This window comes from Nocardioides flavus (ex Wang et al. 2016) (genome assembly GCF_014653115.1).
GTDB lineage: Bacteria > Actinomycetota > Actinomycetes > Propionibacteriales > Nocardioidaceae > Nocardioides > Nocardioides flavus.
The window spans coordinates 17,548-31,802 of record NZ_BNAD01000024.1 but is presented as its reverse complement, the minus strand read 5'-3'; the positions used below and the strand labels follow the sequence as shown (position 1 = coordinate 31,802).

15 protein-coding genes are annotated in these 14,255 nt (G+C 72.5%); 4 read left to right on the top strand and 11 right to left on the bottom strand.

Translation table 11 applies throughout. From position 1 onward, the window contains the following. On the top strand, positions 1-499 hold a 499-nt coding region (locus tag IE200_RS20095), incomplete at its 5' end, for an HNH endonuclease signature motif containing protein (protein ID WP_191281270.1). Positions 500-607: 108 nt separating this feature from the next. Here the strand turns inward: IE200_RS20095 and IE200_RS20090 are convergent. From IE200_RS20090 to IE200_RS20055, 8 genes are all read right to left on the bottom strand, one after another. Further along, complete coding sequence (locus IE200_RS20090) at positions 608-1,699, bottom strand: hypothetical protein (protein ID WP_191281269.1); 1,092 nt, start codon at positions 1,697-1,699, stop codon at positions 608-610. Then, on the bottom strand, positions 1,696-2,202 hold the full coding sequence (locus IE200_RS20085) for a SigE family RNA polymerase sigma factor (protein ID WP_191281268.1): 507 nt from the start codon (positions 2,200-2,202) through the stop codon (positions 1,696-1,698). The genes IE200_RS20090 and IE200_RS20085 overlap by 4 nt, the downstream gene beginning before the upstream one ends. 88 nt (positions 2,203-2,290) lie before the next feature. Continuing rightward, positions 2,291-4,165 carry a Na+/H+ antiporter NhaA gene (nhaA, locus tag IE200_RS20080; RefSeq protein WP_229856880.1) on the bottom strand — a complete coding sequence of 625 codons (1,875 nt, stop codon included), beginning with the start codon at positions 4,163-4,165 and terminating at the stop codon, positions 2,291-2,293. A 9-nt stretch (positions 4,166-4,174) separates the two neighbouring features. Continuing rightward, complete coding sequence (locus IE200_RS20075) at positions 4,175-4,750, bottom strand: hypothetical protein (protein WP_191281267.1); 576 nt, start codon at positions 4,748-4,750, stop codon at positions 4,175-4,177. 39 nt (positions 4,751-4,789) lie between these two features. After that, a complete protein-coding gene (locus IE200_RS20070; protein ID WP_191281266.1) occupies positions 4,790-5,518 on the bottom strand; it encodes a DUF2306 domain-containing protein in 729 nt (242 codons plus the stop codon). A 77-nt stretch (positions 5,519-5,595) separates the two neighbouring features. Beyond that, positions 5,596-6,669, bottom strand: a complete 1,074-nt coding sequence (locus IE200_RS20065; RefSeq protein WP_191281265.1) for a branched-chain amino acid aminotransferase — start codon at positions 6,667-6,669, stop codon at positions 5,596-5,598. 38 nt (positions 6,670-6,707) lie between these two features. Then, a complete protein-coding gene (locus IE200_RS20060; protein WP_191281264.1) occupies positions 6,708-7,787 on the bottom strand; it encodes a 3-isopropylmalate dehydrogenase in 1,080 nt (359 codons plus the stop codon). A gap of 10 nt (positions 7,788-7,797) precedes the next feature. Continuing rightward, positions 7,798-7,938: a hypothetical protein gene (locus IE200_RS20055; protein WP_191281263.1), complete on the bottom strand. Its 141-nt coding sequence runs from the start codon at positions 7,936-7,938 to the stop codon at positions 7,798-7,800. Between the two features lie 424 nt (positions 7,939-8,362). Between IE200_RS20055 and IE200_RS20050 the strand changes: the two genes are divergently transcribed. Next, complete coding sequence (locus IE200_RS20050) at positions 8,363-8,929, top strand: O-methyltransferase (protein ID WP_191281262.1); 567 nt, start codon at positions 8,363-8,365, stop codon at positions 8,927-8,929. A gap of 15 nt (positions 8,930-8,944) precedes the next feature. Here the strand turns inward: IE200_RS20050 and yczE are convergent, their stop codons facing one another. Continuing rightward, a complete protein-coding gene (yczE, locus tag IE200_RS20045) occupies positions 8,945-9,658 on the bottom strand; it encodes a membrane protein YczE (RefSeq protein ID WP_229856877.1) in 714 nt (237 codons plus the stop codon). 61 nt (positions 9,659-9,719) lie between these two features. Here yczE and yczR point away from each other — a divergent pair, with 61 nt between their 5' ends. Further along, positions 9,720-11,171, top strand: a complete 1,452-nt coding sequence (gene yczR / locus IE200_RS20040) for a MocR-like transcription factor YczR (protein ID WP_191281261.1) — start codon at positions 9,720-9,722, stop codon at positions 11,169-11,171. Between the two features lie 21 nt (positions 11,172-11,192). Here yczR and serA read toward each other — a convergent pair whose 3' ends face one another. Then, positions 11,193-12,788, bottom strand: a complete 1,596-nt coding sequence (gene serA, locus IE200_RS20035; RefSeq protein ID WP_229856875.1) for a phosphoglycerate dehydrogenase — start codon at positions 12,786-12,788, stop codon at positions 11,193-11,195. Between the two features lie 165 nt (positions 12,789-12,953). On the opposite strand from serA, the gene IE200_RS20030 reads away from it, so the two are divergent. Continuing rightward, positions 12,954-13,529, top strand: coding sequence for a YdeI/OmpD-associated family protein (locus tag IE200_RS20030; protein WP_191281259.1), 576 nt, complete (start codon positions 12,954-12,956; stop codon positions 13,527-13,529). Between the two features lie 4 nt (positions 13,530-13,533). Here the strand turns inward: IE200_RS20030 and IE200_RS20025 are convergent, their stop codons facing one another. Beyond that, positions 13,534-14,247, bottom strand: a complete 714-nt coding sequence (locus IE200_RS20025; RefSeq protein ID WP_191281258.1) for a DsbA family oxidoreductase — start codon at positions 14,245-14,247, stop codon at positions 13,534-13,536. Between the last annotated feature and the right edge of the window lie 8 nt (positions 14,248-14,255).

Below are 14,255 nucleotides of genomic sequence, written 5' to 3'. Positions count from 1 at the left end.
GATCTTCGGGCCGACCGGGCGGATGGAGAACGGCCAGCGCCTCGTCCTCCTCAAGCAGATCCAGGCCTGGCGCGGCGACACCCACACGAGCGTGACGATCAAGCCCGTCATCGACCTCAACACCCCGCTCACTGGCCAGACGCGCAAGGTCCCGGCCATGCTCCGCGAGCAGATCATCCTGCGCGACCGCACGTGCGTGTTCCCCCGCTGCAGCCACCCCGCCCGGGGCTGCGACATCGATCATGTCGTGCCGTGGGACGAACACGCCGAGGCCGAGGGCAGACCCCAGCCCGGGCCGACGACCACAGGCAACCTCGCCGCGCTGTGCCGGTTCCACCACCGGCTCAAGACCCACTCAGCCTGGCGCTACGCCATGGTCGCGCCCGGGGTGTTCGAGTGGACGGCTCCCCACGGCTACCGCTACCGACGCGACCACACCGGCACCACCGAGCTCGACCCACCCGACCCACCCGGCATCCCACGCCCCCGCCGACGATGACCCCGCCCCACACCCCGCCGATGGTCCGATCGGCGGGGCTGCTGGCACGTCCCACCGGGCACTGGCGGCCCGTACCCGCGCCTGTCGCGAGTCAGGGGTGCTCCCCTGTCAGCCGCCGAAGGCCGTTGCCAGGTCGAACCAGATCGCTCGGTCGTCCGATGACGCGACCGTGATGCCTGCGAGAAGGTCGGCGAGGTCCTCGACCCGGTACCCCGCCAGCGGGGCGCCGTGCCGGTGGACCTGCCGCGTCTGTCCGTCGACCTCCAGCTCCACGGAGCCGACCTCGGACAGGTCCTCGTCAACAGCTTCGACACAACCGGGGTGCCCGCGATGGCTGAAGGACCGCTCGGAGCGTGAGGCCATTGCGGACCCGCCGCACCGTCCGCCGGAAGTCGACGGGTTGCCCACGAGGCCCAGGCCACTCTCGTAGGAGGCTCGCCACGATGCGGCGTCGCGGGACATCCAGACCTCCACGAGGGTCTCGGACCGCAGCAAGGGGGCCGAGGCCGTACCGAGCCGGAACGGCACACGCACAGCCGGGCCGCCCGGGCGGACGGCCTCCGCGACGACGAGCACCTCTGCCTTCCTCGACGGGACCGAGGAGTCTTCCGACCGCCGCACCACCGCCCATGAGTCCGGCGCGTACTCCCAGATGAGGTAGGTGAGGTGCGAGCCGAAGTCGGGCCGCTCGACGAGCGTGCCGGCCACCCCGTGGACGCGGATCTCCTGCCCTGAGGGATCGGACGCCGACAGCTCCGGGTCCCTGCCCTGGTAGTACACCTCCACACTGTAGGTGGCGCGCTCAACCACCACCTCGACCTCCTGACGATCAGCAAGGAGGCGGCCACCGACTGTCTGCAGGCCCTCGACGCGAAAACCGAGCTCGCGCACGTCGAGCATCGAGTCGGGTGCGATCAGCGGCGCGACGAGGCCGGGGCTCCCTCGACGGGAATCAGTGCTGGCAGGTGGCGACGGTGGGCCCGCCGGCTCGGGACGTCCACCCGGCTCGGCGCCGATGACGAGGGTGACGGCGGCGACCGCCGAGGCGAGGCCGGCGGCCAGGGTGCCGGCGACGACCGCGCGCCTGCGCCGCACCCGCCGACGTCCCCGACGCAGGTCATCGGCGACAGCAACCGGTGGCGCAGCGATGTGGTCGTGGTAGTCCACGAGCCGGCGCAGGACCTCGAGGTCATCGTTCATCGTTCGCCTCCTTGCCCGAGCGTGGCACCGAAGGATGGCGCCAGAGCCCGCCTGAGGGCGGCGAGCGCGTCGGCGCTCTGGCTCTTCACGGTCCCGGGACTGACCTGCAGCTCGGCGGCGGTCTCCTCGACGGTGAGGTTCCAGATGTGGCGCAGCACGACCACCCGCCGCTGGCCGAGCGGGAGGGCGCTGATCGCGGCCCGGATCGCCTCCGCGTCCTCCGCGGGGAACCCTGCTTCGACCGGCACGTCGCGGGGCTGCACGAGCCGCTCGCGGCGCCATGGCCGGCGCCGGTCGCTGTAGTTGGCGTTGACGATGGTTCGGCGCACGTAGCCGTCGATGTTCTCCATCCGCCCCACCCGGTCCCACACGACGTACAGCCGCGCCAACGCGTCCTGGACGACGTCCTCGGCCCGGTGCGGGTCGCCACACAGCAGGCACGCGGTGCGGTACATCTGTGGCCGTCGTGCCGCCACGTAGTCGCTGAACGCGGGTTCGTCCATGGCCGGGTCCCCTCTCGGACACCTAACGCACCGTCATGGTCGAACGGTTGGGCCGTCAGGACAACCACCTGGACGCCCCGGCGCCGGGTCAGCGCGCGACGGCCGCCGCCTCCAGCGCCGCGATGAGGGTGCGCGCGTCGTGGGGCCCGGTGTGCCGGGTCTCGCCGATGAAGAAGGTCGGGGTGCCCCGTACGCCGCTCTCCTCGGCTGACGCGACGTCGTGGGCGACGTGGCGGGCGAGCTCGTCGTCGTCGAGGTCACGGAGGAACTGCTCGACGTCGAGGTCGAGCTCAGCGGCGTAGCCGGCCAGGTCCTCCAGCTCGAGCTGGTCCTGGTGGGCGAAGAGCACCATGTGCATGTCCCAGAAGCGGCCCTGGCGGGCGGCGGCCTCCGCCGCGAGCGCGGCCAGCTCCGCGTGCGGGTGCACGGTCAGCGGCAGGTGCCGGGTGACGTAGCGCAGCCGGTCGCCGAAGTGGGCGCGCAGCTCGTCGCCTACGCCGCTCACGCGGGCGCAGAACGGGCACTCGTAGTCGAGGTACTCCACGAGCGTCAGCGGCGCGTCGACCGGTCCGGCGACGTGGTCGCGGGCTGGGTCGACCGGTCGGCTCAGCACCGTCGGCAGCGCCGCGTCGCGCTGGCCCAGGAAGCGCGCCGCGAACCGGAACGCAAGCCAGCCCGCGAGGCTGGCGAGCACCGCGGCCACCAGCACGCCGACGCGGGCCTGGTCCTGGAGCCGCGAGGACTCGAACGCGAGGCTGATGATGAGCAGCGACACCGTGAACCCGATGCCTGACAGAGCACCGCCCGCGAGCGTGTGCCCCAGCCCGACCCCCTGCGGCAGCCTCCCCCAGCCGAGGCGGACGCTGACGAACGCACCGGCGAAGATGCCGACGGCCTTGCCCACGACCAGGCCGAGCACGATGCCCCACATCAGCGCCGACCCGAATGCGTCACCGAGCACGCCGTCGCGGAGGTCGACGCCCGCGTTGGCGAGGGCGAAGACGGGGACGACGACGTGGCTGGTCGGGGTGTGCAGTGCCTCCTGGAGGCGCTCGTTGACCGAGATGGCGCGGGTGAGCGAGCGTCGTGCGGCCCGCTGCACGCCGGGCATCGGGGACTGCCGGAACGCGCGGAACGTCCTCGCCGCCTCCTCGACGTCGGAGCGCCGCGGGTCGAGCGCCGGGACCAGCAGCCCGCTCAGCATGCCGGCGATCGAGGCGTGCACGCCGGACTCGACGGTGGCGACCCAGAGCACCAGCACCACCGCGACGTACGGGCCGGCCTGCCACACGCCCGCGCGGTCCAGGACCACCAGGACCAGCAGGCAGGCGGCCGCGACGGACAGCGCGCCGAGCGACAGGTCGTCGGCGTAGACGATGCCGATCACGCTCACCGCGACGATGTCGTCGATGACCGTCAGGGTCAGCAGGAAGATCCGCAGCTGCGTCGAGACCGCCGGCCCGACCAGGGCCATCACGCCGAGCAGGAACGCCGTGTCGGTGCCGATCACCGCACCCCAGCCGGCCGCCTGCTCGCCGGAGGGGTTGAGCGCGAGGAAGATCATCGCCGGGACGAGCATGCCGGTGATCCCGGCGACCAGCGGCACGACGACCCGGCTGCGGTCGGTGAGCTCGCCGATCGCGAACTCCTTGCGCACCTCCAGCCCGATCACGAAGAAGAACACGACCATGAGGCCGTCGTTGATCCAGTGGTGCAGGTCCATCGACAGGCCGCCGTCGCCGAACCGGATCGACAGCTCGGTGTGCCACAGGTCGACGTAGGACTGCGACCACGGCGAGTTGGCCCAGGCCAGGGCCACCAGCGCCGCGACGACCAGCATCCCCGCCGACCCGGACTCGGTGCGGATGAAGTCGCGCAGCGACCGCGAGCTCTGCGCCTCGAACGCGCTCGATCCCTTGCAGGTCGACTGCTGGAGCCCGCCGCCGGTGTCCGCCTCGCTCACGACCGAAGGCTATCGGGGTGATGAAGGGCGGGAGATCCCCAAGGCACCGGCTGTCCGCCCCGCCCGGGCTTCGAGCACGCGCTCGGCCCCCGCGAGGCCGTCCTCCCTCAACAGCTGCTGCAGCTCCTCGAGCCGGTCCACGAGGTCGGAGTCCCAGCTGCGTCCTCGGGGCTCGGCCAGCGCGTCCTCGATCGTCCGGAGCGCCCTCCCACCCTGACCGAGCAGCACCCGGCTCCCGGCGACGTCCTCGAGCATCCGCCAGTTGACCTTCTCGACGGGGTCGGCGATGTGGCGCAACGCGTCCTGCTCGTCGCCGATCTCGCACAGGGCGCGCGCCACCGTCGCGCTCAGCTCGGCCCCGTCGTCGGTCGACCAGGTGTGTGCGCCACCGCCGAGGCGGTCGGACCAGTCCAGCGTCCAGTCCTCGCCGGGCACGAAGAGCGGCAGCCTCAGTCGGTGCACGTAGACACCGGTGCTCCAGCCGGATCCCTCGGCGAGCAGACCGACCGCCACGTGGCGCACCGGCGTGCGATAGACGGCGCGCCCGCGGAACGCCCAGTCATCGTCGGGCAGGAGCGGCTTCACCACTCGCTTCCACTCAGTGGCCTTCACTGCCCACCTCGCTCACGGGGACCTAGTGGTGGACGGCAGACGTCCCTCGATCTGCCCGGATCCCGGAGGCGTCACGCTAGCCGACCCCGGTCCTTGGCGGGACCGGCGCACCAGCCACTCCGCGACCGCGAGGTTGACCACCCAGGCCGCGCCCATCACGACCGCCTTGAGGTTGCCGGACGGCTGTCCGGCGAGGACGACGACCGGGTCGAGGAACAGCGCCTGCGTGCCGGCGCCCTGCGCCACGGCGTACGCCCGTGCCATCCATCGCTGGTGCGTGCGGACGTCGCGGCGACGGATGGCGAGCAGCCCGAGGACCAGCCCCGCCACCATCACCGCGCCGAACAGCAGCCGCAACCACATCAGCGTGGCGTTGTCGTGGGCCGGGACGTCGGAGAAGGCAGCCATCCACATGCCGCTGAGCCCACCGGCGAGGCCCGCCGGGACCAGCACCCGACCGCTCCAGCGGTGCCAGGCCGGACGCCTGCGGCGGAATGAGGGCCAGACCTGCAGCGCCCCGAGGACGAGAAAGGTGGTCGACCCGACGATGTGGACGAGGATCGGCGCGGGCAGGTCGAAGAAGCGCGCGTTCTCCGCGGTACGGCCACCGGAGAGGTCGACGAGCCGAGCGGCGCCCCCGGCGGAGGGCACGACGGCGAGCGCGAGGAGGCTCGTCGGGATCCACCAGTCGCCTCGGGCACGGGTCGAGGGACGCAGTCGTTCGGGCGAGGTCGTCGTCATGCGAAGAGCCTCGTCGCGCACGGCGTACGTCGCATCGGTCCCGAGGCCGGACCTCATCGGCCGATCGGCCGATGCCGTCAGCAGACGCGGTGCATCCAGCCGAAGGTGTCCTCGGCGCGACCGAACTGCATTCCCACGAGCGCCTCACGGATGCGCATGGTCAGCTCGGTGCTGGCGGGCGCCGGGGTCACGCCGTGGGGCGAGCGCAGCTCTCCGACCGGGGTGACCACCGCAGCGGTGCCGCAGGCGAAGATCTCGGTGATCTGGCCCGACGCGACGCCCTGGCGCCACTCGTCGAGGGAGAACTTGCGCTCCTCGACCGCGTGGCCGAGCTTGCCGGCGAGCTCGATGATCGAGGCGCGGGTGATGCCCTCGAGGATGGTGCCGGTCTCAGGGGTGACGATCGAGCCGTCGGCGTGGACGAAGAACAGGTTCATCCCGCCGAGCTCCTCGATGTAGCGGAACTCCTGGTCGTCGAGGAAGACGACCTGGTCGCAGCCCTGCTCGATCGCCTCGCGCTGGGCGGCCAGCGACGCGGCGTAGTTGCCCCCCGTCTTGGCCGCCCCCATGCCGCCGCGGCCAGCACGGGTGAAGGTCTCCGAGAGCCAGAGGTTGACCGGCTTGATGCCACCCTTGAAGTAGGCGCCCGCGGGCGAGGCGATCACCATGAACGTCACGTGCTGTGCGGGTCGCACCCCGAGGAACGTCTCGGACGCGAACATGAACGGGCGGAGGTACAGGGACTTCTCACCCTCGCTGTCGGGCACCCAGCGCCGGTCGGTCCGCACGAGTGCGTCCACGCACTCCACGAAGTCGTCGACGGGGAGCTCGGGGAAGGCCAGCCGCTGCGAGGAGCGCACCATCCGCGCCGCGTTCTGCTCGGGCCGGAAGGTCCACACCGAGCCGTCCGCGTGGCGGTAGGCCTTCATCCCCTCGAAGGTCTCCTGCGCGTAGTGCAGCACCGCCGTCGCCGGGTCGAGCGTCAGCGGTCCGTACGGCTCGATGCGGGCCGCGTGCCAGCCCGCATCCGGCGTCCACTCGACCGTGAGCATGTGGTCGGTGAAGTACGTCCCGAAGCCGGGGTTGGCGAGGATCTCGGCCAGCCGGGCGTCGTCGACGGGCGTGGGGTTGGCGGTGGTGCTGATCTGCATGGGGTCAACCTATCCGGACGCGCGCGTGAGCGCGTCGGTCAGAGGCGGGCGGCGATGGCGTCCCCGACCTCGCTCGTACGCCGCGTCGCGCCGGGAGCGCGCTCGCGGAGGTCGGCCAGCACGGCCGTCTCGATCGCGGCGGCGGCCTCGGCGTGCCCCAGGTGGTCGAGCAGCAGGGCGCCGGAGAGGATCGCGGCTGTCGGGTCGGCCTTCTGCTGGCCGGCGATGTCGGGGGCCGAGCCGTGCACGGGCTCGAACATGGACGGCGCCGTCCGGTCGGGGTTCACGTTGCCGGAGGCGGCGAGCCCGATGCCGCCGGTGATGGCGGCGGCGAGGTCGGTGAGGATGTCACCGAAGAGGTTGTCGGTGACGACCACGTCGAAGCGCGCGGGGTCGGTGACCATGAAGATCATGGCCGCGTCGATGTGGATGTAGTCGGTGGTGACGTCGGGGTGCTCGGCCGCGACCTGCTCGAACAAGCGCCACCACAGGGACCCGGCGTTGACCAGGACGTTGGTCTTGTGGACCAGCGTCACCTTCTTGCGCGGGCGCCGCTCGGCGCGCGCGAAGGCGTCGCGGATGACCCGCTCGACGCCGTACGCGGTGTTGACCGACACCTCGGTCGCGATCTCGGCCGGGGTGCCGACCCGGAGGGCACCGCCGTTGCCCGTGTAGGGGCCTTCGGTGCCCTCGCGGACCACCACAAAGTCGATCTCGCCCTTCTGCAGGACCGGCTCGGCCAGGGGTGAGGCGGTGCCGGGGAAGAGACGAGACGGACGCAGGTTGACGTAGTGGTCGAGCTCGAAGCGCAGCTTGAGCAGCAGGCCGCGCTCGAGGATGCCGGGCGGCAGGTTCGGGTCGTTGGGCTTGCCGCCCACGGCTCCCAGCAGGATCGCGTCGTGCTCGCGGATCTCCGCGAGCACCGAGTCGGGCAGCACCTCGCCGGTTGCGAGGTAGCGCTCGGCGCCGAGGTCGTAGCGCGTCGACTCGAACTTCACCGGGGATGCGACCTCGAGGACCTTGAGGGCCTCGGCGGTCACCTCCGGACCGATGCCGTCGCCGGGGATGACGGCGAGGGTGGGCGTGCCGGTGGGAGCGGTCTGCTGGGTGTCTGGCATGCGGCTGACGTTAGTTGTCGTCGGGACGCTGGCCGCCGCCGTCTCGCAGGTCAAGCGCGGTCTGCAGCGCCAGGGCCACGTTCTCCGCGCTGCGCGGGTTCTCGGGGTCGTGGGCCGCGGGGCCCCAGCTGTCGGGGTACAGGTCGTACATCGTTCTCACTCCTGGTCACGTCGTGGTGTGGGGTGAGTCCGAAGCTGCCGACACCACGGCGGGTGACGGAGCAGGGATGCGGGGATCGCCCGGGCCCGGCTGCCGGCCGACGAGCGTGCGGATCGCGCAAGGACTGCGTGGACCCGCCACGGAGGCGGCGGCTTCGAACTCGGCTGGGCTGTGCCCAGCGGAGGGGCGAAAGGCCGGGCGGCGGAACCTCGTCAACGCCGAACACCGCGACGAGGTGGCCTCTCTGTCAGGCCTCGCCGCGGCGATCGATAAGTACGAAGACGCTCCGCATGGTGAGCCGACTGTACGACCGCCGACGGCGCCGGCGCAGTGCATTTCCCGGAATGTGTCAGATCGTGAGACGTCGGCCCGCCCACTGGGATCACGGGCGAGGGGTGACAGACTCGGCGGCCTCATGTCTGCTCCCCCGGTTCTCCCCGACATCGTCCAGCGCGCGTTCGACGTGTGCCGCCAGGCCGGCTACGTCGCGTTCTGCCGCAACGAGACCGGCCGGTTGCTCGCCACCCTCGCCGCCACGCGGGGCGGGACGATGGCCGAGTTCGGAACCGGCTGCGGCGTCGGGACCGCCTGGCTGCGCAGCGGCGTACGCAACGGCGCGCGGATCCTGACCGCCGAGCTCGACGAGTCGCTGGCCGGCGCGGCCTCGAAGATCTTCGACGACGACCACAAGGTCGAGGTGCTCGCAGCCGACTGGAACGTGCTGCGCGAGCACGGCCCGTTCTCCCTGCTCTTCCTCGACTCCGGCAGCCCGTCGGAGGTCGGCGTGGACGCCGTGATCGACCTCGTCGAGCCCGGCGGCATCGTGGTGCTCGACGACTTCGCACCCTGCGAGTCGTGGCCGCCGATCACCTATGGCCGGGTCGACACGCTGCGTGAGCAGTGGCTCACCGACGACCGCTTCACCGCGGTCGAGGTGATGGTCGCCGCGGACGCCTCCGCGGTCATCGCCACGCGCCGCTGACCGCGCCGGGTTCGCTCAGTCGGCGTCGGGGGCCATCACGTCGACGGTGAACCACGGGAGCATCAGCTGCGTCAGCGGCCCGATCGCCAGGGCGTACGCCACGGTGCCGATGCCGAGCACGCCGCCGAGCAGCAGCCCGATGACGACCACGGTCACCTCGAGCCCGGTGCGCACCAGCCGCAGCGACAGCCCGGTGCGCCGGGCCAGTCCGGTCATGAGCCCGTCGCGCGGACCGCGCCCGAGCTGCGCACCGATGTAGAGCGCGCTGGCGATGCCGCACAGCACCACGCCACCCACCATCAGGCCGACCCGGCCGAGCAGGCCGTCCGGGCGCTCGAGGAGCGCGAGGGTCGCGTCGGCGGACAGCCCCACGACGATCGCGTTGCTGATCGTGCCCAGTCCGGGCATCTCCCGCAGCGGTATCCAGAGGACCAGCACGACGAAGCTGAACAGCACGACCGCCTGGCCGAGCGTCATCGGCACGTGACGGACGAAGCCGGAGTGCAGAACGTCCCACGGGGCCAGACCGAGCGCTCCGCGTACCATCAGGGCGAGGGACACGCCGTAGAGGACCAGACCGACGTAGAGCTGGGGCAGCCGACGCGCGAGCCGGCCGGCCCGGAGCTGGGCGATGGGACCGAGGTCGACGAGGACGCCGCGGGGGGCGTGGACGGTGCCGGACGGTGCACCGGTGCCGCAGGGGGCGGAGGACGGGGTGGCGCTGGTCATGACCCCATCCTGCGGCCGATTGGCCTTGTTCCAAATAGCCAATCCTGCGAGAGTGGACTGCATGAACCGGATCGTCAGCGCACAGCGCGTAGCCACTCTCGTGGGCGACTTCCCCCGCTCCCCCGCGTACGTCGGCCTGGCGGAGAGCCTGCGGGTGCTCATCGGCGACGGACGAGTGGGCATCGGCGTCCGGCTGCCGAGCGAGCGCGACCTCACCGCCGCGCTCGACGTGTCGCGCACGACCGTCACCCGGGCGTACGAGGTGCTGCGCGAGTCGGGCTACGCCGAGGCGCGCCGCGGTGCGGGCACGTTCACGACGGTGCCGGGCGGGCGGCGTCGGGCCCACGACCGCTCCCTGCTCCCCGGCGCCGGCGGCGACGACGTCATCGACCTCAACTGCGCGGCCCACTCCGCCCCGCCCGGTCTCGTCGAGGCCTACCAGCGCGCCACCGAGCAGCTGCCGGCCTACCTCAGCGGTCCGGGCTACTTCCCGCTCGGCGTGCCGGCCCTGCAGGCGCGGATCGCCGCTGCGTACGAGGCCCGCGGCCTGCCCACCGTGCCGGAGCAGGTGATGGTGACGGCCGGGGCACTGGCGGGCGCCTCGATCGTCGCGCAGGCCTTCACCGCCCCCGGGGAGCGCGTGGTGGTCGAGTCGCCGACCTATCCCAACGCGACCCAGGCCGTGCGCCACGCCGGGGCGCGGCTCGTCCCGGCGGCCGTCGACCCCGACGGCTGGGACCTCGACGCCCTGGCCGCCACCCTGCGCCAGACGTCGCCGCGGCTGGCCTACCTCATCCCGGACTTCCAGAACCCGACCGGGCACCTGATGACCGACGCCCAGCGCGAGGAGCTCGCCGGCGTGCTCGCCCGCACCCGCACCGTCGTCGTCGCGGACGAGGCCCACCAGGCGCTGGCGCTCAGCCCCGGGCTGGCCGGGTCGATGCCCCGGCCGCTCGCGGCGTACGCCGGCGACGCGATCACCATCGGCAGCGCCAGCAAGGCGTTCTGGGGAGGACTCCGGCTGGGCTGGGTGCGGGCGCCGCTGGCCGACATGGACCGGCTCGTGCAGGCCCGCATCGGGCTCGACCTCGGTGCACCCGTCTTCGAGCAGCTCGTCCTGGCCGACCTGATGGACCATGCCGACGAGGTGCTGCCGCTGCACCGCGAACGCCTGCTGGCGGGGCGCGACGCCCTGGTGGCCGCGGTGCGCGAGCACCTGCCGACGTGGCGGTTCCGGGTGCCGGACGGCGGCCTGGCCCTGTGGTGCGAGCTGCCCGAGCCGCTGGGGACGGCCACGTCTGCCGAGGCCGAGCGGCGCGGGGTGGTCGTCGCGCCGGGGCCGGTCTTCGCGGTCGAGGGCGGTCTCGACCGGCACGTACGGATCCCGTGGACCGCTTCACCCGAGCGCCTCACCGAGGCCGTGCGCCGGCTGGCGGCCGCGTGGGAGCACGTCGGCGCGGACGGCGCCGGCCCGACGACGAGGAACGTCGCCGGCCGGGTGATGGTCGCCTAGGGGTGAGGACCAGCAGGTCGGTCAGGCCAGGTCCACCGCGCGCACGGCGGTGGCGTTCATGGCCGTCCCGATCTCGGCGAGGGTCTCGGCCGGGATGGCCGAGTCCACGCTGAGCGCGACGAGGGCCTCACCGCCGCGGTCCTGGCGCGAGACCTGCATCCCGGCGATGTTGACCGCTGCCTCGCCGAGGATCCCGCCGACGACGCCGACCATGCCCGGACGGTCCTCGTAGGTCACGAACGCCAGGTGGGTGGTGGGCTCGATGTCGAGGTCGAACCCGTTGACCTCGACCAGCCGCTCCTTCTGCGAGATGCCGATCAGGGTGCCGCTGACGGAGACCTGCGAGCCGTCCGCCAGGGTGCCGCGCAGCGTGATCAGGTTGCGGTGGTCGGGGCTCTCGGCCTCGGTCACGAGGCGTACCTCCGTGCCGCGCTCGGCCGCGAGGAGCGGTGCGTTGACGTAGGAGACCTGCTCCTCGACGATGTCGGCGAAGACGCCCTTGAGCGCGGCGAGCTCGAGCACCTTGACGTCGAACTCGGTGATCTCGCCGCGGACCTCGACGTCGAGCTGCTGGGCCACCTCGCCGGCGAGCGCGGTGAACACCCGACCGAGCTTCTCGGTGAGCGGGATGCCGGGACGGACGTCCTCGGCGATGACGCCGCCCTGGACGTTGACGGCGTCGGGGACGAGCTCGCCGCTCAGGGCGAGCCGCACCGAGCGGGCCACGGCGATGCCGGCCTTCTCCTGCGCCTCGTCCGTCGAGGCGCCGAGGTGGGGTGTCGCGACGACGTTCTCCAGCTCGAAGAGGGGGCTGTCGGTGCACGGCTCGCTCGCGAAGACGTCCAGGCCGGCGGCGGCGATCTGGCCGGTCTTGAGGGCATCGAAGAGTGCCGCCTCGTCGACGATCCCGCCGCGGGCGGCGTTGACCAGGACGAGGTTGCGTCGTGCCTTCGCGAGCTGGTCGGCACCGATGAGGCCCGCGGTCTCGGGGGTCTTGGGGAGGTGCACGCTCATGAAGTCGGACTCGGCGAGCAGGGTGTCGAGGTCGACGAGGCGCACGCCCATCTGCGCGGCACGGCCCGCCTGGACGTACGGGTCGTAGGCGATGACCTTCATCCCGAAGGCGCTCAGGCGCTGCGCCACGAGCACGCCGATGCGGCCGAGTCCGACGATCCCGACGGTCTTCTCGTAGAGCTCGATGCCGGTGTACTTCGAGCGCTTCCACTCCCCGCCGCGCAGCCCGGCGTGGGCGGGACTGATGTGGCGGGCCGCGGCGAGCATCAGCGCGACGGCCAGCTCGGCGGCGCTGACGATGTTGCTGGTGGGGGCGTTGACGACCATCACGCCGGCCTGGGTGGCCGCCTTGACGTCGACGTTGTCGAGCCCGACGCCGGCGCGGGCGACGACCTTGAGCCGGTGGGCCGCGGCCAGCGCCTCGGCGTCCACCTTGGTCGCGGACCGGACCAGGATCGCGTCCACGTCGGCGATCGCCGGAAGCAGCTCGGCGCGGTCGGACCCGTTGCAGCTGCGGATCTCGAAGTCCGGCCCGAGCGCCTCGATCGTGGCGGGGCTCAGCTCTTCGGCGATGAGTACGACAGGCTTCGCGGGTGCGTTCACAGCGGGGTCCTCGTGATGCTCAAGGGTGGTCCGGGACTGCACGACGCTGTGCCCGCACCACACTACTCGCGAGTCGCGTGACCGTCCCATCGCCCCACCATGCGGGACAGGGCCTTCCCGCCGCGCGACGGGACCGGTGTCCCCGGACCCGCCTACGCTGAGCAGATGGGCGTGATGGAGGACGCCGAGCGGCTCGAGCCGGCGTGCCGCGAGAACTGGAGCGCGTGGTTGCGCGATCACCACGCACGGCCGGACGGCGTCTGGCTGGTCAGTCCCCGCCGGGCCGCCGAGCGGGCCCTCTCCTACGAGGACGCGGTGCTGGAGGCACTGCGCTGGGGCTGGGTGGACTCGACCGTCAGGCCCCTCGACGCCGACCGCGCGATGACGTGGTTCGCGCCGCGCCGCCGCGGCAGCATCTGGTCGCGCAGCAACAAGGAGCGCGTCGCCCGGCTGGACGCGGCCGGTCTGATGGAGCCGGCAGGCGCTGCAGCGGTCGCCCACGCCAAGGCCTCGGGCATGTGGACCCTCATGGACGCCGTCGAGGACTGCGTCGTGCCCGACGACCTCGCCGCGGCGTTCGACCGCCACCCCGGCTCGCGCGAGCACTGGGAGTCGTGGTCGGCCTCCGCGCAGAGGATGATCCTCGGCTGGATCGTGCTCGCGAAGCGTCCGGAGACCCGGGCGGCGCGCGTGGAGACGACCGCCGAGAAGGCCGCGCGCGGGGTCCGCGCGCAGCAGTGACGGCTCAGACGGCGCAGCCGTCGGGTCCGCACGCCCCCGAGTCGTCGCCGGTCGCGAGGACCTCGATCGCCGGGTGCGACTCCGACCACGCCTTCTCGAGGACCTGCGTGAAGACCTCACGGGGCTGCGCGCCGGACACGCCGTACCTCTGGTCGACGACGAAGAACGGCACCCCGCTGGCACCGGAGGCCTGCGCCTGCTCGACGTCGGCGTGCACCGCGTCGGTGAGCTCGGTCCCGGCCAGCACCTCGTCCACGCGCGCGGCGCCGAGCCCGGCAGCGACCGCGACCTCACGGAGCACCTCGTGGTCGGCGACGTCGCGGGCCCGGGTGAAGTACGCCTCGAGCAGCGCCTCCTTCAACCGGCCCTGGAGCTCGTTGCCGCCCTCGTCGTGGGCCAGGTGGAGCAGCCGGTGGGCGTCGAGGGTGTTGAGGTGCAGCGTCTCGGAGAGCCGGTAGACCAGGCCCTCCTCCGCCGCGACCGCCTCGACCTGGTCCTGCATCCGGCGAGCGCCGGCCGGCGACTGGCCGTACTTGCGGGCCAGCATCGCCGCCGTCGCCTCGGTCGGCACGGTCGGGGCACCGGGGTCCAGCTGGTAGGAGCGCCAGCGGACCTCCACCTCGTCGGCGTGCTCGAAGTCGGCGAGCGCCCCCTCGAGGCGGCGCTTGCCGATGTAGCACCACGGGCAGACGACGTCGGACCAGATCTCGATCAGCACGCCCGGCC